This window comes from Tunturiibacter gelidiferens (assembly GCF_051013345.1).
In the GTDB taxonomy this organism is placed as follows: Bacteria; Acidobacteriota; Terriglobia; order Terriglobales; family Acidobacteriaceae; genus Edaphobacter; species Edaphobacter gelidiferens_A.
In genome coordinates, this window is record NZ_CP132939.1 from 2,408,792 (window position 1) to 2,427,017 (window position 18,226).

The 18,226-nt window shown below is 56.3% G+C and carries 17 protein-coding genes and 1 pseudogene; 9 read left to right on the plus strand and 9 right to left on the minus strand.

Features of this window, described 5'->3' with window-relative positions:
* Nucleotides 1-576: 576 nt before the first annotated feature.
* Both RBB80_RS11855 and RBB80_RS11860 read right to left on the minus strand, forming a co-directional pair.
* Nucleotides 577-1,530, minus strand: a complete 954-nt coding sequence (locus RBB80_RS11855; protein WP_433968362.1) for an alpha/beta fold hydrolase — start codon at nt 1,528-1,530, stop codon at nt 577-579.
* 12 nt (nt 1,531-1,542) lie between these two features.
* The gene (locus RBB80_RS11860) at nt 1,543-2,013 is read right to left on the minus strand and encodes a RidA family protein (RefSeq protein WP_433968363.1); all 471 of its coding nucleotides are present in this window, start codon (nt 2,011-2,013) and stop codon (nt 1,543-1,545) included.
* Nucleotides 2,014-2,416: 403 nt separating this feature from the next.
* On the opposite strand from RBB80_RS11860, the pseudogene RBB80_RS11865 reads away from it, so the two are divergent.
* The 6 genes and pseudogenes from RBB80_RS11865 to RBB80_RS11890 all read left to right on the plus strand — a co-directional run bounded on the left by RBB80_RS11865 (nt 2,417) and on the right by RBB80_RS11890 (nt 6,623).
* Nucleotides 2,417-2,787: pseudogene (locus tag RBB80_RS11865) on the plus strand (GlcG/HbpS family heme-binding protein).
* Between the two features lie 25 nt (nt 2,788-2,812).
* Complete coding sequence (locus RBB80_RS11870) at nt 2,813-3,613, plus strand: SDR family oxidoreductase (RefSeq protein ID WP_433968364.1); 801 nt, start codon at nt 2,813-2,815, stop codon at nt 3,611-3,613.
* A gap of 176 nt (nt 3,614-3,789) precedes the next feature.
* Complete coding sequence (locus tag RBB80_RS11875) at nt 3,790-4,443, plus strand: MEDS domain-containing protein (RefSeq protein ID WP_433968365.1); 654 nt, start codon at nt 3,790-3,792, stop codon at nt 4,441-4,443.
* 1 nt (nt 4,444) lies between these two features.
* A complete protein-coding gene (locus RBB80_RS11880) occupies nt 4,445-4,894 on the plus strand; it encodes a hypothetical protein (protein ID WP_433968366.1) in 450 nt (149 codons plus the stop codon).
* A 29-nt stretch (nt 4,895-4,923) separates the two neighbouring features.
* A complete protein-coding gene (locus RBB80_RS11885; RefSeq protein ID WP_433968367.1) occupies nt 4,924-5,769 on the plus strand; it encodes a Crp/Fnr family transcriptional regulator in 846 nt (281 codons plus the stop codon).
* Between the two features lie 26 nt (nt 5,770-5,795).
* A complete protein-coding gene (locus RBB80_RS11890) occupies nt 5,796-6,623 on the plus strand; it encodes an NAD(P)/FAD-dependent oxidoreductase (protein ID WP_433969627.1) in 828 nt (275 codons plus the stop codon).
* A 584-nt stretch (nt 6,624-7,207) separates the two neighbouring features.
* Here RBB80_RS11890 and RBB80_RS11895 read toward each other — a convergent pair.
* The 3 genes from RBB80_RS11895 to RBB80_RS11905 form a co-directional block, all read right to left on the minus strand.
* Nucleotides 7,208-8,383: an alpha-hydroxy acid oxidase gene (locus tag RBB80_RS11895; RefSeq protein WP_433968368.1), complete on the minus strand. Its 1,176-nt coding sequence runs from the start codon at nt 8,381-8,383 to the stop codon at nt 7,208-7,210.
* A 293-nt stretch (nt 8,384-8,676) separates the two neighbouring features.
* Nucleotides 8,677-9,453, minus strand: coding sequence for a DUF3050 domain-containing protein (locus tag RBB80_RS11900; protein WP_433968369.1), 777 nt, complete (start codon nt 9,451-9,453; stop codon nt 8,677-8,679).
* A gap of 298 nt (nt 9,454-9,751) precedes the next feature.
* The gene (locus tag RBB80_RS11905) at nt 9,752-10,501 is read right to left on the minus strand and encodes a hypothetical protein (RefSeq protein WP_433968370.1); all 750 of its coding nucleotides are present in this window, start codon (nt 10,499-10,501) and stop codon (nt 9,752-9,754) included.
* Between the two features lie 51 nt (nt 10,502-10,552).
* Here RBB80_RS11905 and RBB80_RS11910 point away from each other — a divergent pair, with 51 nt between their 5' ends.
* The 3 genes from RBB80_RS11910 to RBB80_RS11920 all read left to right on the plus strand — a co-directional run bounded on the left by RBB80_RS11910 (nt 10,553) and on the right by RBB80_RS11920 (nt 13,241).
* On the plus strand, nt 10,553-10,777 hold the full coding sequence (locus RBB80_RS11910) for a hypothetical protein (RefSeq protein ID WP_433968371.1): 225 nt from the start codon (nt 10,553-10,555) through the stop codon (nt 10,775-10,777).
* Between the two features lie 205 nt (nt 10,778-10,982).
* Complete coding sequence (locus RBB80_RS11915) at nt 10,983-12,281, plus strand: glucoamylase family protein (protein WP_433968372.1); 1,299 nt, start codon at nt 10,983-10,985, stop codon at nt 12,279-12,281.
* Between the two features lie 420 nt (nt 12,282-12,701).
* Nucleotides 12,702-13,241: an amidase family protein gene (locus RBB80_RS11920; protein WP_433969628.1), complete on the plus strand. Its 540-nt coding sequence runs from the start codon at nt 12,702-12,704 to the stop codon at nt 13,239-13,241.
* A 171-nt stretch (nt 13,242-13,412) separates the two neighbouring features.
* On the opposite strand, the gene RBB80_RS11925 is transcribed toward RBB80_RS11920, so the two are convergent.
* The 4 genes from RBB80_RS11925 to RBB80_RS11940 form a co-directional block, all read right to left on the minus strand.
* Nucleotides 13,413-14,588, minus strand: coding sequence for an IS91 family transposase (locus RBB80_RS11925; protein WP_433965122.1), 1,176 nt, complete (start codon nt 14,586-14,588; stop codon nt 13,413-13,415).
* Nucleotides 14,585-15,442 carry a tyrosine-type recombinase/integrase gene (locus RBB80_RS11930; RefSeq protein WP_433965123.1) on the minus strand — a complete coding sequence of 286 codons (858 nt, stop codon included), beginning with the start codon at nt 15,440-15,442 and terminating at the stop codon, nt 14,585-14,587. The genes RBB80_RS11925 and RBB80_RS11930 overlap by 4 nt, the downstream gene beginning before the upstream one ends.
* An 807-nt stretch (nt 15,443-16,249) precedes the next feature.
* The gene (locus tag RBB80_RS11935; protein WP_433968373.1) at nt 16,250-17,425 is read right to left on the minus strand and encodes a hypothetical protein; all 1,176 of its coding nucleotides are present in this window, start codon (nt 17,423-17,425) and stop codon (nt 16,250-16,252) included.
* Nucleotides 17,426-17,631: 206 nt separating this feature from the next.
* Complete coding sequence (locus tag RBB80_RS11940) at nt 17,632-18,051, minus strand: hypothetical protein (RefSeq protein WP_433968374.1); 420 nt, start codon at nt 18,049-18,051, stop codon at nt 17,632-17,634.
* Nucleotides 18,052-18,226 lie beyond the last annotated feature (175 nt).

Below are 18,226 nucleotides of genomic sequence, written 5' to 3' on the forward strand. Positions count from 1 at the left end.
GCCAGCTGCAAGCCAGCAAACGACATGCGGAGAACCGTACCGGTGATCTACACGAGCCCATCCGTGGTAAACGTTGCAGGGACGGAGGAGGTGAAAACCCTCCAGATCCCGTACTCAACTCGGGTTGCTGGGTTGTGGGCGTGGAACTAGATTGGCCGCAAGGTCAGGAGGGAGAGCGCGAAGCGCATTCTTGCGCCGCTCATCGGCATCCGGCGCAAGAAAGATGCGGGGACCGAAAGGATTGGATGAGGTGTTAGCAAATGTAACACGATGATTTGAATCAACACTGCGAAGGGCACTTTCTTGTAGAGCCCAGTTAGCGACAAAGCTCTATGCGCCTATCGAGTAGCGCCGTCGGAGAAGCGTCCAAGATTCTGGGTTGTGGGCGGTTAACGGGCAACCCGCACCTTACCCGTCGTTGGCCGTTCGGGCGCGTAATGGAAGGGTTGCCGACAACTCGGAAGTTAACGTTCGTGCATCCGAGATAATGCTCCCCGCAAGGGTGCTTAAAGTTGTGGCGAGGTAGTGCCGCCCCGCAGTGATGGGCAAAAGCGGTGCGAACGGCGATGTTTACTTCTATGTTTTCATGAAGTCTCTTATAAGCTCCGTAATCTCATCTGCTTTGGTATCCAACGCGAAGTGCCCTGCTTCAAGAACGTAGACCTTCGCGTTCGGCACGTCCTTGCGATATCGATCCGGCTCGCCGAGATCGAACGAGAGATCGTGTTTGCCCCAGAGGACCAAAAGTTTTGGATGCGTCTTCTGTAGCCACGCCTGCCACTTTGGATAAGCATCCACATTCGTCCGGTAGTCATAGAAGAGGTCGCTTTGAATCTGCGCCTGCCCCGGCGCGTTCAGAAAGGCGTACTCATCGGTCCAAAGATCTGGATCATAGAGTTCAATCTTAGGATCGTCTCCGATATGGCGCGTCTTCGTGGTTGCAAGCGACAGCAGATTTTTGCGCAGTGCTTCTTCATGAGCAGGTCTGTCCGCCCAGAATGCCCTCCGTGTTGCCCAGTTCGCCCCAAGGCCTTCGTTGTGAGCGACTGCATCCTGGACGATAAGAGCCTGCACCCGCTCCGGGTGTGCCAGTGCCATGCGAAAGCCAACCGGCCCACCGTAGTCCTGCATGTAAAGCGTGTAGTGCGACAAACCCAGCGCTTGTGTAAAACCGTCCATCACGGCAGCGATATGATCGAAGGTGTAATCGAACTGCTTTGGGTCGGGCCAGTCGCTGTGTCCATAGCCCGGATAGTCGGGCGCAACCAGGTGGTAGTTATCTGCAAGCCGTTTTAGCAGTGGCTGAAACATACGCGACGACGACGGAAGACCGTGCAGCAAAAGAATGGTGGGAGCGTCTTTCCGCCCCGCCTCTCTGTAGAAAATGGAGAGGCCATCGACCGTTACTGTGCGATAAAATACCTGCTGTTCCATTGCCTTGTCCTTTTTCTGGGCAACCATGCCCAAGCTGATGCAGAACACGATCGCTGTGGTCGCCAGCGTTCGAAGGATCGATTTTCTCGTATGCATACATCCTCCGATTTACTCCGCGACTTCGAAGATGACATCAAGCTCTATCGGCATCCCGAGTGGAAGGCTGGCAACGCCGATCACGAGCCGAACCGCCATCTTCTCGATGCCGAAGACATCTCGAAACAGGTCCGAGACCGCGTCCGCGACTTTGGGCTGATCGAAGAAGTCTCCTGAGGTTGCGATGAACACTCCGAGCCGGACGACGCGAGTCACTCGATCGAGCGAGCCCAGATGCTCTTTGGCCGCGGCGAGCACGCCCAAAGCCGCGGTATAGGCGGCATCTCGTCCAGCCGCGGTATCGAGTTCTTTCCCCAGTCGACCAACATACTTCGGTTTGTGGTCTACCACCGGGAGCATCCCGCTAAAGAAGAGGAGGTTGCCCGTCTGCACCGTCTCGACATAAGGACCAAACGGCGTCGGGGCGACCGGGAGCTGAATGCCAAGGTCCTGCAGCCGACGATCTGCACCGGTCAGCTGCAAACCTTTACCGCTTACCAGCGGCCCACGTGCGCACCGTCGTCCATGTGCAGCACCTCCCCGGTTATGGCCCGGACAACGGCCGCTCCCATGCCTTGCGAGGCGCCGGTTACAACGACTGTCTTTTTGCTTGCCATACTTAGCTCCTGTTGTTTTCTCGCGAGCCCCGAAGAATACTAGCGAACTACCGGCCGAGAATTGTCCTTATAGAGTTAATACTTCTGCTACTCGTCGAAGATAATACTGGCTAACCATGAATTTACCGTGCGCGAACGCACGAGTAGTGGAAAGGATTTCAAGTTGAAACTACGTATTAGCCGCCCTTGCTATTATGGTCGCCGAGTCGTCTAGTTGACCCCAAAGGAGCGAGGGCATGCAAATTACGGCAGAGCAGGCGGAGCGGGTCATGAAGGCTTCCATATTGAAAGCGGGCGAACTCGGAATTTCAGTTTGCATCGCAATCCTTGATTCGGGAGGCCACTTGAAAGCATTTCATCGCATGGATGGAGCATGGCTTGGAGTGATCGATGTGGCCATTAAGAAAGCGAAGACATCGGCCTTGTTCGAAATGGAAACGCAGACGCTTGACAACTACAGCAAAGCAGGGGCAGATGCGCATGGAATCGAGCTCACCAATGGCAACCTCGTAACGTTTGCCGGTGGAATCCCCTTAAGCACGCCGATGGGCAAATCATCGGAAGCATCGGCGTGTCCGGAGGCCAGGTAGCTCAAGATCATGCAGTCGCCCAAAGCGGTGAATCAGCATTGAAGGCCTAGCTAAAAGAAAAGGGAGATCACTCACATGCAGGAAATATTGATTACCGGAGCAGGCTCCGGATTTGGTGAAGGAACCGCTCTCGGATTGGCACAAAAAGGGCACAGTGTAATAGCAGCTGTTCAGACCTGGCCACAAGTGACAGCTATGCGGGAAAAAGCCAGCTCGCTCGGCCTCAAAACACTACAAGTCGAGAAGTTGGACTTGCTCGACAAGTACGACGTGGCACATGCACTCAAATTGAAGTTCGACATTCTGGTGAACAACGCTGGCATCGGCGAGGGAGGACCCATGTCCGAGATTCCCGTTGATCTGGTGCGGGAGAATTTTGAAACAAATGTCTTCTCGGCTTTGGATTTTACGCAGCGCGTAGTGAGGAACTGGGTGGCCACGGGCATTAAGGGAAAGGTAGTATTCACCTCCTCAGTTGTTGGACTGCTCACGGTGCCACCAATTCCCGCGTATGCAGCAAGCAAGCATGCCGTGCAATCTATCGCTGAAGCGATGTACGAGGAGTTGAAACCCTTCGGAATTCAGGTCCAAACAATCAATCCCGGACCCTACCTTACGGGTTTCAACGAAACTGTGGTGGAAGCCGGTCTGCGCTGGCTCAACGATGACGTGAACTTTATCAAGCGCGATGCCTTCAAGAAAGTGGTCGACGGGCTGCTCGGTAAACCAGAGGGCAGACTCGATCCAAAGGACATGATCGCAAAGATGATTGAAGTGATCCCTTCTCGCGAAGGAAAGTTTCTCAACATCTTTCCTCCTTCGTCAGAAGAATGGGTCAAGAGTTACCAGCAGCAACTCTACGATCGCACTATCTAGCAGGCGATTATCGGTGAACGATAACGATCGAGCTTTCGTTATTGAAGGGTACCGCACATCAATGTGGTCAATGCGGCCAAGTTGGGCCTATCATTGACCACATTGATCAACCTGAGCAGCCTCGAATACTTCTTTGCAGATGGAGGCATTGCGGCGTTGCTGTCGAGGGAGATGCTATGAAGAAGATCGCGGCCCCCATTCCTTTTGCTGGTTCCCAGATCGACCAACCGCGTCATGTCTGCGCTTTCTTCAACAGCCCTGACGAAGAGTATCGGGTCTTGCTTCCATTCATAAAAGACGGATTCCAGTGTGGCCATAAAGCAATTCACATTGTTGATCGAGATAAGCGTCAGGACCACCTGCAACGCTTGACGGCCGCGGGCATTGATACCGCGGTTGCGGAGCAAAGCGGACAGCTGGAGATTCGGACCGATACCGACGTCTACCTTCCGGAAGGCCGTTTCGATGCAGATCGCATGATTTCGGCGTTCGAGCAGTTGGTCAGCGACGATGGCACCGGAGGATTCCCGCTAAGGCGCATTTGTTGTCGTATGGATTGGGCTGTTGAAAGCGGATCGCATGTGGATGATGTGATTGAGTTCGAGTCGCGGGTAAATGAGGTTTGGCTTCGGCACGAAGACGCAGTTATCTGTACCTACGATCTCGGCAAGTTTGGAGCAGACGCCATCATTGACATCTTGCGGACCCATCCGATGGTCGTCATCGGCGGCATCCTTCACAAAAATGCCTTCTTTGTGCCGCCAGACGAATTCCTGCGTGAATTTCGCGAGCGTCGGTCTCGTCGGAGCGGCTCACCTGGGGTGGCCTGACATGGAAGTGCAGCTCGAAGATCCAGCCCAGGAGATCAAGCGCCTTCAGCGATGCATCAACGATCTAACAAGCCTGCTCGCTCTGCCTGGTATCTGGCGCGGCAGTGAACCATCGCAAATTGTTCAAACTCTTCTGGATGTACTCCTCCGTATGCTCACCCTGGATTTCGCTTACGCGCGGTTGAGCGACGCATTTGGCGTGGTGCCAGTGGAGATCCTCCGAGTCGCCGAGGACAGCAAAATCAACCTGTCGGCCCAGGAAGTCCGCAATATGCTCGGCGACCCACTGGCTGCCTACGCTCAAGGGTCTCTCCCGCAATTACGTAACCAATTGGCAGTCGAAGGCATTGCGATCGTCCCCGCGCAGTTGGGCGTACACGGTGAAATCGGGGTGATCGTCCTGGGTTCTAACCGGACAGGTTTCCTGAGAAGACCGAAAGCCTTCTTCTGAACGTAGCGGCCAATGAGGCATCTATCGGATTGCAAGAGGCAAGACTCCTAAGCGAACAGAAGCGGATCTCCGCTGAGGCCAATGCCGAGAACCAGATGTGGCCGGTCCTTACTGAGGTCGAGATAGATCGTGCGCGGCCGTACGGACGGGTGCGCCGGGTGGAGATTGGCGAGATTCTGTATCGGCCGGGAGAAGTGGGAAGGCCGTGCTTCATCCTCTTATCCGTGAGCTTGGAAATCGTTCAGCCAACTATCAACGGCGAACGGCTGGTCACGATCTTACGCCCAGGAATGTTCACCGGTGAGGCGGGCTCGATTGCAGGGCAACGAACTGTAGTGCAGGCCCGAGTTATACAAGCAGGTGAAATCCTGGAGGTTCGACCCGAAGACCTTCGCACTCTTGTGGCACACGATGCAAGTCTGAGTGAAATCCTCTTGCGTGCGTTTATGTTGCGAAGGCTTATGCTCATAGACCGACAGTTGGGCAATGTCGTCGTCATTGGCTCACGACACTCTGCAGAGACTCTATGCCTTCGGGAATTTCTAAGCCGAAATGGTCATCCATTCTCCTACATCGACTTGGATGTGGACGACGCTTATCGGAACCTTCTCGACCGCTTTGGAATCGCTGTCTCCGAAATCCCGATCGTGATTGGCAACGGGACGATGGTTTTGCGAAATCCGTCAACCTCACAGCTGGCGGATTCCCTCGGACTTAACGACAATATCGACAATAGTTCGCTTCACGATCTGATCATCGTGGGTGCGGGCCCTGCAGGCCTGGCAGCAGCGGTATACGCGGCCTCGGAGGGAATAGATGCTCTCGTTATAGAAAGCCACGCCCCCGGGGGCAGGCGGGCTCCAGTTCAAAGATAGAGAATTATCTGGGATTTCCAACCGGGATCTCCGGTCAGGAGCTCGCTACAAGCGCCACCAAGCAGGCACAGAAGTTTGGAGCGAAGATGGCGTTGGCACGATCGATTGTTCAACTTAGGTGCCAACATCGCCCCTACGAACTCGTCATGAACGATGGTACTGTCTTCTTCGCACGGACTATTGTCATTGCGACTGGCGCCTACTACAAGAAGCCAACGACCGTGAACCTGGACCGCTTCGTGGGGCACGGGATTCACTACGGCGCCACCTTTCTTGAAGCTCAGTTGTGCCAGGGCGAAGAGGTCATTGTTGTGGGCGGCGGCAACTCGGCTGGTCAAGCTGCAGTCTTCCTTTCGCAGCACGCACGCAAGGTATATATGCTTGTGCGAGCGGCCACGTTATCCGAATCGATGTCCCACTATCTCATCGCGCGAATTTCCGTAAATCCGTCTATCGAACTGCTGTGCAACTCCGAACTAGCCGACCTTGGGGGCGAGAGCGCTCTCGAAAAAGTGGGTTGGGTCAACACGCTGAACGGAGAGGTGCGTTCGGTCAAGGCACATCACCTTTTCATCATGGCTGGCGCCTCACCTAACACAAGCTGGCTTCGGGGCCGAGTCGCTCTTGATGAGAAGGGCTTTATCCTCACCGGACGTGATTTGCCACTGGTTGTTGACCCGGATCGAAGTCCTCTCTGGCCACTTTCGCGCCCACCTTTCATGCTGGAGAGCAGCCTACCGGGAGTATTCGCAGTGGGCGATGTCCGCTCCGGCAACGTCAAGCGGGTTGCTTCGGCGGTTGGTGAGGGAGCCATTTCCGTGAGTATGGTGCATCGAGCTCTCGCGGAGCTTTAGTGAACTAAAGGCGTCCAAAGAACGGCTTGTCCAACCTACCTGCGATTTCATCGCCGTTCCACGCGATGCCTTTCAGGGCAAAGCTTAACTGCGTGCCTATATAGAAAAATTACTGGCAGAGCCTCGTAGTCTGGCCACGCCTTCATTGCTCTTAGTCGCGCCACGACAGCTTGATCGGCTTGGTGGAATCCCTCTGCAAAGAACGGTGTGCTTTCGATAACGTTCTCGACCATGTTTCGGTCGTATGACGGGCAACCCGCACTTTACCCGTCGTTGGCCGTTCGGGCGCGTAACGGAAGGGTTGCCGACCATCCTCCCGGAACGCGAACCAATGGCTCCACGATGAGTGCTTTGCTCTGTTCTCGCCAGTCGAGAATTACCTCCGGTTTGCCCGTATTCGTCCATAACCAGGAGTTTGGGCATGTGCTTCCTTCAGCAAAGCTGAGTATCCGTGTCCCCGCGTGCCCGCTCTTTGGCATCCTCCACCATCCCCCGAAAACGAAATTTGCGCGAGATCTTTTGCGGATTCTGGCGCATGTCGCCCAATGAATGCCCTGTTGCGGGTCGTTCTCTGAAATCGTGGTTTATCGGCGGTGTGCGGCGCCGAGATACGTTTCGTCGAGCTGATCGATTGACGGACATCCGAGCAGGGTGAGGGTAAGATCGAGATCGTCCTTCAGGATCTTGATTGCGCGAGCAACGCCGGCCTCTCCCGCCGCGGCAAGTCCATAGGCGTAAGCGCGTCCGATCAGCACCGCGTGAGCGCCATGGCAAATCGCCTTAACGATATCGCTGCCCCGGCGCACGCCGCCGTCCATCAGGACTTCGACTTGGCCGCCTACCGCCTCCACAATCTCAGGCAGTGCATGCAACGACGGAGAGACGGAGTCCAACTGCCGTCCGCCGTGGTTCGAAACAACCACCGCTGCAGCACCTTCATCTACAGCACGCTGGGCATCATCGCCGGTAAGAACCCCCTTGGCCACAATCGGGCCCGGCCACATCTCGCGTATCCATCGCAGGTCTTCCCAGCTCGCTCCTGCGTGAGAAAGCGCGGCTCCCACATCGATCAGGTCCATCGGACCTTTTCCTGGAATCACAACATTCTCCAGTTTGGGAACACCGCCATCGAGCAAGAAGGAAGCAAGCCAACGGGGATGCGCGAGGATGTTAGGAAGGAAGCGTGCTTTTGGCAGCAGGGCGGGCGCCAAGAGCTCCTTCATGCCGTTGCGCGGGTCGCGTTCGCGCTTGCCTGCCATGGGAGTATCGACGGTTAACACCAGTGCGGAGTAGCCGGCGCGGCGTGCCCGGTCAATGGCGCCCTCGGCTGCCTGGCGACCTCCAAGCAGATACAACTGGTACCAGAGCGGGCCGGTGGAGACGGTCTTTACGTCCTCGAGCTTGTGGCCGGAGATTGTTGGCACAGTGTAGATCGTACCTGCCTGGCCGGCTGCGCGGGCCACGCCTGCCTCCCCGTCTGAGTGCATCAGACGGATGTAGCTGACGGGAGCAAGGATGGCGGGGAAGGCGAGTTCGTGGCCGAGCACGCTCACGGTCGTCTTGCAGTCATAAACCGCAACACCGCTGCGCGGACGAAATGTCGCATCGCGAAAGGCGCGGCAGTTTTCCGCCAGCGTGACTTCGGCGTCGGCGCCGCCGTCGAGATAGTCGAAGACCGACCTGGGGACTCTTCGCTCGGCCAGCCGCCGAAGATCCTCGATATTGACGATGGCAGATGAGTTCAGCTTGCGGTTTGGCATGGGTACGCCTCGAGACGGGACCGTCCTCGAAATATTATTCGGTTTCCTGAGGGAATGCTTCGTTTCGGATGTGTTGTCGCTACTCGGAAGTGATCGCATTGCCAATCTCATTTGGTGATAAATCGCCAATGCGCTCATCGAGCATGGAACGCAGAGGACTTGGCCGAATAGTCGCCTTGTCGGACAGATGACCGTGCAGAGCGTAACTCCTGAGTCACGGGCAATCCGGAAGGAATCCTATTCGCTGTGACTATTCTGCTTCAAAGCTCGCAGTTTTCCTGCCTCGACACCGACTAGCTCGCTTCTATCTGCGTCAGCACACCATCCCACAACTTAAGCCGCGCACGAAGCGCCTCCTCGGCAGCTTGGGAGGCCTCCTCCCAAAGTGCAGGGTCGTCATCACATAGGTCGGCAACCATCTTCAACGACAGCGGTCCATGGTCGTCACCATCAACCTCGATATGCCTTTCCAGATACCAGACGAACTGGTCGAGTTCTCCACTCATCTCCTGGTTTAGCTGACGTACCAGCGATCGAAACATGTCCGGAATCGCATCCTCGCGGCCAAACGCGAAGGCCGCGGCCTGGGCAGCAGACGAGCCCCTGTGAATGACTCCGAAGGTAGTCTCGACAAACTCTTTGGCAGCTACCGGAACTCCTTCGAAACTAAGCCTGTCAGCGTCCGCCCGAGCGCAGCTTATTATGTGGCGAATCGCACGCGTATCTGCCTTCACCTGCTCCATCGCTTCGAGATAAATCTCGAAATGACTGATGGGACGCCCCTGATATTCGTCGCTCTCCTCGGCCAGGACAATCTCGTTGACGAAGCGCCGGCTCACAGGAAAGGGCGTCGGCACCCAAGGTAGATCCACACACGTCAGCGTCCGCTGTAGTACTTTCAGCAGACTCATAAAGTCCCATACCGCGAAGACATGCGACTCCATGAAAAGGCGGACGTGACCGAGCGTGCGAATCCGTGGATACAGTGGATGCGCAGCCAACTGCTTGCGCAACGGCGTGAGGCGCAATTCTATGGCTTCAATTGAATTGACTACTCCGATAAAGGTCACTTTCTTATTATCGCTGCCGGATAGCGGTTTCTTCCGGTTTGCCGACGATCCGGGAGTTCAGGTTCAATTCAGTCAACACATGCGCATTTAGCGGAACTCGCACCACCATTCTGGGCGCCCGTAATCCACCGCCCATCGGGTGAATTGCTGATCAGAATGGAATCTACTCTTCAGGTGGATCGATGCACGCTGACCTTGTTCATACTAGGTCAGCGTCGTCTGCGTATGGCAACGATGCTCCCTCAAAAATCCAGCTCGCAGATCCACTATCTCAAGTGGCACTCACGCCTGTCGCGAATCAGAACCGATATCCCGGCTTAAGTTCACAGCCATACACTGTGGTCTTCTCTTTTGCCGTATCAGTTCGAACAGTGCATGTAGCCCAGCTCAAATTGAGCGCCGGCCCCAGCGGGAATACCATCGGAGAGCCGTCGATCTCCGCCTCAAGGCTCACGCCCTCCTGAGTGGGGGGCAGCGTAAAGTTCAGAGTTCGGCCAAAGATCACCGGGTACAACTGCCGGACATTGGAATCGATTGCCGAGTGATAGACCTCAGCCTCCATCAGGAAGGTCGCCGTGTCCGACCAGGCCAGGACCGAAACAGTGATGTTGCGTCCGCCATGAATAAAACCGCTTGAATCGATCCGCGTAAACGGACACGGCCCCGCGATGCAGGAGGCTCTTACATTGCTGAACGTACTGTCCGCTCCCGCATCCAGCGATTCCGAAGCAGAAGCGGCCTTCCATTTCCCATCCGGTGAACACGGAGCCTGATGATTGCAGGGCACGTTTCCCGTATTCACAACCTGAAAGGTCTTGACTGCGCTGCCCACATTCGTTTCGGTCCGGGAATTGAGCGTATATCTCACCCGGATATTGGTCACCACCGCCTCCGGATGGCTGGGTCCAGCCATGGTCTTAGGAGGGATCGGAATCATTGCGGCGACATAAAGCGCATTCTTAATCTCCAACCTTCCTGTCTGCACACTCATATCAAGTGGTTCGTAGGACGGATGCCGGAAGCTGACCGTAATCGGCTTCCCGGACAACACTCCTTTTGCAGGACCAGCTTGAAATAGCCCGAGGCTTCAGATCGGGTCGTGGCGCTCGCCACGCTATCCGATGCTGTGATCACAACATTTGCTATTGGCACCTGCTTCTTCGTGTCGGCATCGTGCTGGATCACTGCTCCTTCAATCGGCATTGATTGCCGCACGTTGATCGATCTCAACCGGTTCGTGCGCAGGAACAACCCAAGCACCACGGCTGCCGCCACTGCGATGATCGTCCAGACAACTTTCTTTGCCGTCATTCAGCACCGATAAATACTTCGACGCACAACCTGGAGAACGTGCTGCCCGGGGACTGCACTTACAGGCGCATTTGTGCATCTATTATTCAATACATGTGTCGCCAGAATCGGTTTCCCGGACGAATGCGGATGGCTTGAATGAGCGCAGATAAAAGCGCAGATGACATCGAGAATTAACTTCCCGGCGCCGGCTGCTGCGCCAGATGGCTGGTGTCTCATTGGCTCTGCCATTTGCTCAATGGAAACCGCTTCCTGTTTGGGCGCAGGCGCCGGCGCAACGAACTGACAGACGGGGTAAGGAATCAGCACCTCCTCCTCCAACCGCCCTTTCGCCTGAGGATGATAAGTTTCTGGACGACCTTGAACGCAGCAGCTTCCTCTTCTTCTGGGAGCAAGCCAATCCGCAGACGGGATTGATCAAAGATCGCTGCAACGTCCACATAAACGACACCGGTGTCGTCGCAAGCGTCGCGTCCACCGGCTTCGGCCTGACCGCAATCTGCATCGCAGAAAAACGCGGCTACATCTCTCACCAGGACGCGCGCCTTCGCATCATCGCGACACTCGTATTTCTTTGGAGGAAGCTGCCGACGCACCGCGGATTCTTCTATCACTTCGCCAACATCAATACTGGCGAAAGAATCTGGGACTCCGAAGTCTCTTCTGTCGACACGGCATTATTGCTCTGCGGCATCCTCACCTGCCGCCAGCACTTTCAGGATCGCGACATGATCGAACTGGCACAGGCAATCTTCGACCGGGTGGACTGGACCTGGCTCTCAGAAGACACCACCCTGCTCTCCATGGGCTGGACACCTGAGATGGGCTTCCTGCCGTACAAGTGGGACTACTACAGCGAACTGATGATGATCTATCTGCTAGGAATGGGTTCTTCCTCTCACCCATTGCGGCCCGAGGCGTGGTTGGCTTGGAAACGAACCACCTTCGAATATGACGGCCTGCGCTACATCGGCTCCTTCGCCCCGCTCTTCGTGCACCAGTACTCCCAGGCCTGGTTCGACTTTCGGCACAAGCGCGACAAGTACGCGGATTATTTTCAGAACTCGACCACCGCCACCGAAGTTCACCGGCGCTTTTGCATCGAATTGGGCAAAAGCTTTCCCGACTACAGCGACGACCTCTGGGGCATCACCGCCTCCGACTCCGACAAAGGCTACGTAATCTGGGGCGGCCCACCGGCCATGGGTCCAATCGATGGAACCGTGGTTCCCGCGGCCCCCGGAGGCTCGCTTCCATTTCTGCCCGAGGCCACCATCCGTGTCCTCAAAAACATCAGAACCCATTACCCTCAGGCCTGGAGCCGCTACGGCTTCGTGGATGCCTTCAATCCATTGAAGAAATGGTATGACACCGACATCGTCGGAATCGACACTGGCATTATCATGCTCATGGCTGAAAACGCGCGATCCGCCTTCGTCTGGGAGACATTCATGAAGAACCCCGAGGCGCAACGCGGAATGACCAATGCAGGCTTCAAAAGCTATAACCCCACTTAAATGGATTACGTTCACATGAACATTTCCCGGTCAGAATTAGTTCGATACGTCGTAGGAAGTTACGGTCACTCCCGAGTGACGGCAATCCGGCATGTAGAAATTGGCGCTTGGATAACTTCCTGTTTGCCGACCACTAGGGAATTAACTGTAGACAAACTCGTATCATCATTCAATTCCTGGTAGGTATTAAGCCCGTTGTAAGAGACGCAGGTCGAACTTGGCGCCTTTTTCGTGCACCTACCGAAAATCTTCATATACTACTACCGAGAGGGAAGAAGATAGAGTGATCATCGCTGTATTGCTCGCAGTGCTTGCCGCTGCTTCCAATTCTGCTTCAAGTTCCGCTCCAAGTGCTGAGGCCGCAACCGAGGCGGCGATCTCGCGAGTGCAGGCGGTGGATCCTCACTCGATCCCACCGCGCTGAATCAGGCTCGCGCCATCGACCGGCAGCGCAAAGCGCGCGGGTTACTCTACGGCTACGCGATCCTGCTTAAGGACAATATTGAGGCGGACGGCCCACTCCCTACCACGGCGGGCAGCATGGCCCTGCTCGGCAACGTGACGCATCGTGATGCGCCGCTGGTCGCACGACTGCGCATAGCCGACGCTGTGATCCTAGGCAAGACGAACCTGTCCGAATGGGCGAACATTCGGTCCAACGCCTCGACCTCGGGTTGGAGCGCGGTGGGCGGTCAGACCCGTAATCCTTACGCGCTAGACCGCAATCCGTGCGGCTCTTCCGCGGGCAGCGCCGCCGCAGTAGCCGCGGGCGAAGTGAAAGCCGCGATTGGCACAGAGACCGACGGGTCGATCACCTGCCCCGCAGCAGTGAACGGCGTGGTGGGACTGAAGCCTACAGTCGGGCTGGTCAGCCGCACCTGGATCGTGCCGATCAGCCACAGTCAGGACACCGCCGGGCCGATCGCTACCGATGATCGCGCTGCTGATTGGAGTGGCTGATGAGAAGCGATGCAGATAGCGAGCCGGGGGCATGGAGAGTGGGCATCCGATAGGCATGCAGGCGACAGAGTACGGTTGGTCGCCCTGGCAAGACGGCCTTGTCCGAGGCGTGGAACACACGTCCAGGGAGCATCGCCAGAGGCAGGTGCAAGGGTCCGGTTAAACATGAGGTCAGGACGTGTCATAGGCACCTACAGGTCGAGTTTCGGCGAAGAAGATCTGAGCGGCAGTAAGTCGCTCGATAAGATACATGGGGCCTTGGCAGCGAGGGCACGGCCATGTGGCTGGCTGGGTGGAGGAGGGCGCATCTGTTGCCGGCGGCGGCTGGTGGAGCAGGTAGCGGCAGAGCGGAAGCAGACTTCCACGGGAGCGGTTGGTCAGCCAGCCGAAGTAGCGGATGCGGGGGAAGCCTCTGGGCAGCACATGCTGGAGGAAGCGGCGCAGGAACTCCTCCGGCGAGAGCGTCAAGGTGCGATGCTTGCTGCCATGCGCGTAGTCCTTCCAGCGGAAGCTGATCGCGGCATCTGAGACCGAGAGCAGGCGGTGGTTGGAGATGGCGACGCGGTGGGTATAGCGGGCCAGGTAGTGAAGGACGTGCTCCGGCCCGCCGAAGGGCGGCTTGGCATAGACGACCCAGTCCTGCTGGAACAGAGTACGCAGAAAAGCGGCGAAGTTCTTCTCTTCTGTCAGCGGCAAGCACTCGCCGTAGAATCGCAACTGATCGCGATGAAAAGCGCGTCGTAGTCCAGCAAGGAACTTGCCGCGGAAGACGTGGCTGAGGACCTTGACGGGCAGAAAGAAGTGAGGGCGCGAAGAGATCCAGTGGCTGTGATCCGGCGACAGACCGCCGCCGGGCACGACACAGTGGACATGCGGGTGAGGCTGCAGGGTCTGTCCCCAGGTATGCAGCACGGCGAGTAAACCGGCTTGAGCGCCGAGATGCTTCGGATCGGCTGCGACTTCGAGCAGCGTGGCTGCGCTGGCTTCGAACAGCAGAGCGAAGAGCCGCCGCTGGTTCTGCCACATCAGCGGCACGAGCGCGTGCGGCACACTGAAGACCAGGTGATAGTAGCCCACGGGCAGCAGCTCCTGCTGGCGCTTGGCGAGCCACTGTTCGCGAGCGTTGGTCTGGCACTTGGGGCAGTGCCGGTTGCGGCATGAGTTGTAAGAGATGGCCTGATGGCCGCAGTTGGAGCACTGATCGCGATGTCCCCCGAGCGCGGCCGTGCGGCAACGGGCGATGGCGTCGAGCACCTTCGCCTGCGGCCATGTCAACGACGCACGTTCTCGAAACCTGCTGCCTGCTGTACGGATCACATCGGCCACCTCGAAAGGTGGCCGCGTCATCCCAGTCGCTTCTCCTGCATGTTGCGGATCGTGAGTTGGTCAAGCGGGTTGATGGCGGCATGCAGATGCCGCTGGGACAGGTGCAGATAGATGGTCGTGTCTTCCAGTCGCTCATGCCCCATCAGCAACTGGATGGTACGCAGGTCGGCTCCGCCTTCCAGCAGATGCGTGGCGAAGCAATGCCGGAGCGTATGGGGGCCAAGCTTCTTCTGAATGCCCGCGCGGGTGGCCGCCGCCCGGCAGACGTTCCACACCGTCTTATCGGAGATAGGCTGATCGCTGCCGGCTGCGCTCCTCTTGCTGGGGAACAGATAGACGCGGGGCTTCTTCCAGCGCCAGTAGTCGCGCAGCGCTTCGAGCATCTTCGGCGTCAGCGGCACATCGCGGTCGCGCATGCCCTTGCCCCGGTGGATGTGGATGACCATGCGCTGGCTGTCGATGTCGCTCACCTTCAGCAGAGACGCTTCGGTGCGGCGCATGCCGGTGGCGTAGAGCAGCATCAGGAGCATGCGATGCATGCGGTTCGCCGCCGCCTCGATCAGTCGCGTCACCTCGTCCTGGCTGAGCACGGTTGGCAAGGTGCGCGGCTGCTTGGGAAAAGGCAGATCGTCGAAAGCCAAATCGCGCCGCTTCAGCGTCTTCTTGTAAAGAAACCGCAGAGCCGAGATGTTGTTCTCCACCGTGCCGAGCGCAAACTTCCTCTCGTGAAGCAGGTAAAGCTGATAGCGGCGCAGTTCTTCGCCACCCATCTGTTCGGGCGAACGGTGAAAGTACTCGGCAAACTGCTGCACAGCACGGATGTAGCCGCGGATCGTATCAGGGGAATAGTTGCGCCGCAGGAGATCGTCCAGCATGCGTCGACGGAGTGGGGTCATAGGATCCTCCTTCCTATAACCAACAACGCTAGCCCCGCCGTTCTCCTCTCGTCACACCACCACGATCCATCCGCCGCGCCAGCGGCTTAGTCCTGACCGGCTATCCGCACCTTACTCCCGTCAGTGTGGGCTGCTGCAGCCGTGCCCACGTCTGTCTTGACCGCCGCTCGGAAATTCAAATATTCGTGGATCCTGCGGCGTTTATGGGGAGTAATCCTGAGATTCGCGCGTAACCAACTTTCAATGAGTGATTTGCCCTGTTAACTGGCCAATCGGTGCCCATTTTCAGGTGTGGTCGTGAGAGGCGCTTCAATGCCGATCGTCATGTTCTTCACGACCCAGCGATCTTATGCGTCCGATCAGAATTCCGACTTCAGCTTGGCGCGGTGCAGAGCGGCCTACCATGGGTTCATCTATCCGGTTGCCCAATTCGTCGACTCTGTTGCCGTCCTACCCTGCAGGAACCCCCGCATTGGTCACTGGGACCACAGATGGAAGGCAAAACTGAACACGCTTGCTCAAGCTGGAGTAAGAAGAAACCGGCTGAAGAATAATACAACACGCCTCTCACCTGCACCAGATCAAGCGATTTGCAATTGTTGGCATAAACGGACGTTGGCCGGTTATCCGACTGTTTTCGCCAACTGTGCTCCCGACCGCGCTCAGTTAGCCCCTCATGACGGAGGGAAGAGAGCAGTGCGCCGTCAGGGTTGTCGTTCCTTGCGTTGACGATCGACCGATCGGCTTTGCTGTTGCGGCGAACCGGATTATTCGCCTGTGCCAGAATCAGTGACAGGAGAACTCCGCGATCATCCCCTCTGATTGTTGCCAATGTGGCGTGTCGCACAGGCCGTCAAGCTGTTGATGAACGTTGTCGCGGAGTCGATCTACATAGGCTGCATTTTCCTGATCTGAAGGAAGATGCCAATCGGAATTGGTTGACGAGTTTTGACGGCTCACATAGAGAGTGCTCGCTACCGTGACCTTCGGATCGACTTGGATTCTGCCGAGCAACGCCGGCGCTGAGAACTTGATTCGGACGGTAACGAGAATAAATTGTTGCAGTGCACGATCGAATCTATAATCTGCTACGCCTACAATCTCTCCATCGGCGGTGCTCGAGACTCTCAATGCCAGCGGCTGACTGGAAAGTGCACGCATCATCGCTTGCACAATCTTGTTCGGCACCTGGCTGCCATTGTTCCAATCGAGGTAGTGAAGCGCTATAACAAAATCTGGCCTCCCAGCATAGTTGTAAAACATATATTCCAATCGGTAAGCACCCACTATGAACCATTGATCATGCATTTTCAACGCAATCGGCTCACAGCGGGTAGGCGGGGTTACGTGTCGTTGTTCAGTCAGCAGCACTTCGCAGGTTGCCAACCCTTCCAATCTCAGTCCGGAAGTCTCAGCCCAAGCGTGAACCAACTCATTGCAATCTCTGCCTTCGCATTCGAATACAATACGTTCTGCGGCTAGACGTTGCCAGACAGTTAAGACTTTTTGTCCTTCGAGAACGTCGCTGAGTTTCATCCAACGAAAGTTTGCGGTGGGCAATTCGCGATTGCTGTATGTAGTCAGATAGGTGCGCTCATCTGAAGGAACCCGTGTTTCATTGCTCCGGGAGATCAAGTCTTCTGAATGCCTGCTTAGGGTAGGCACTGGTGCGGGGTAAGGCGGCAGGAGCACAATAGTTCGCAGTTCTGACAGCAGATAATCCGGTAAGTCCGTTACCTGTTGTTGAGGAATGATTTTGGCGCATTTTAGCGAATGGCCAGCAAATCGGCCACAGGCAAAAGGGTGATCCGATGTTATCTTGTATCCGTATTTCGATAACAATGGCGGCAGGGAATCCGAGGTTGATGGCGACCCTGTGCTTTGACTGTTGAGAATGTCTTTAGCATCCTCCGGTAATTGCACCTGGAAAACATTCGGGCGTTCTGATTGCTGGGCCGGCACACATGCACAATAGAACAATAGAGGCGCCCACAGTAGTCCAACGCGACCTCGACGTTCGGCATGACTGGGTAGCATGAGAGTTATCCTTTGCTAGATGCTTTATCCGTGCGTCATGGTCAGGTCTTCGTCACTCCAGCCGTTCTAACTGGATCACGACTGCAAGAAGCCCCACTCTGGCAAGCTGCGATGACAATCTGTGGCGCTCATTACCCTTCGCTCCCGAAAAGATAGGCGACGGCAAAGTTGGTAGTTACGGCGAGCAATCCCAGAATTGTCGATATGCTTCCGGCAAACATGTCAAAACTTATGCCTGTTCCAGGAACTCCGTTTGGCCTGTTTGATATCCCAAATGCGACGAAGTCTGCGACGAGCGCAATGCCCAGAATGACGATGGGGCCTCGAACGAGTAAGCCCGAGATGCCGGCAACATTACTGCGGAATCTCACATCGGCCAATCCGGACCTGCTCCGGAAACCGAAAACCGAAGCGCTAGCCAGATACCCAAGAAATACTGGAAGGATGATTTCAAGGATACGCAGGCTCTGCTCAAAAGTTAACGGATAGCCTGTAGCGGAAGCGAGCAAGAGAAAGGCAAATGCCGCGCCAGTCACTGAGAGCGTCGTCATGATTATGAACTTCCGCGCCTGTAGAACCGTCATAGGTTAGGAACCTCAGCGAAACCCGCAATTTTCGTGAGCAACGGCGGAATGAGAGCCGATGCAGTCTTTTTCAACCGTGCCCTATCGAGCATGATTGATGTCTCGATTCAAGAGGGGCCGTTTCAGGGCCTTTTAATTGCTG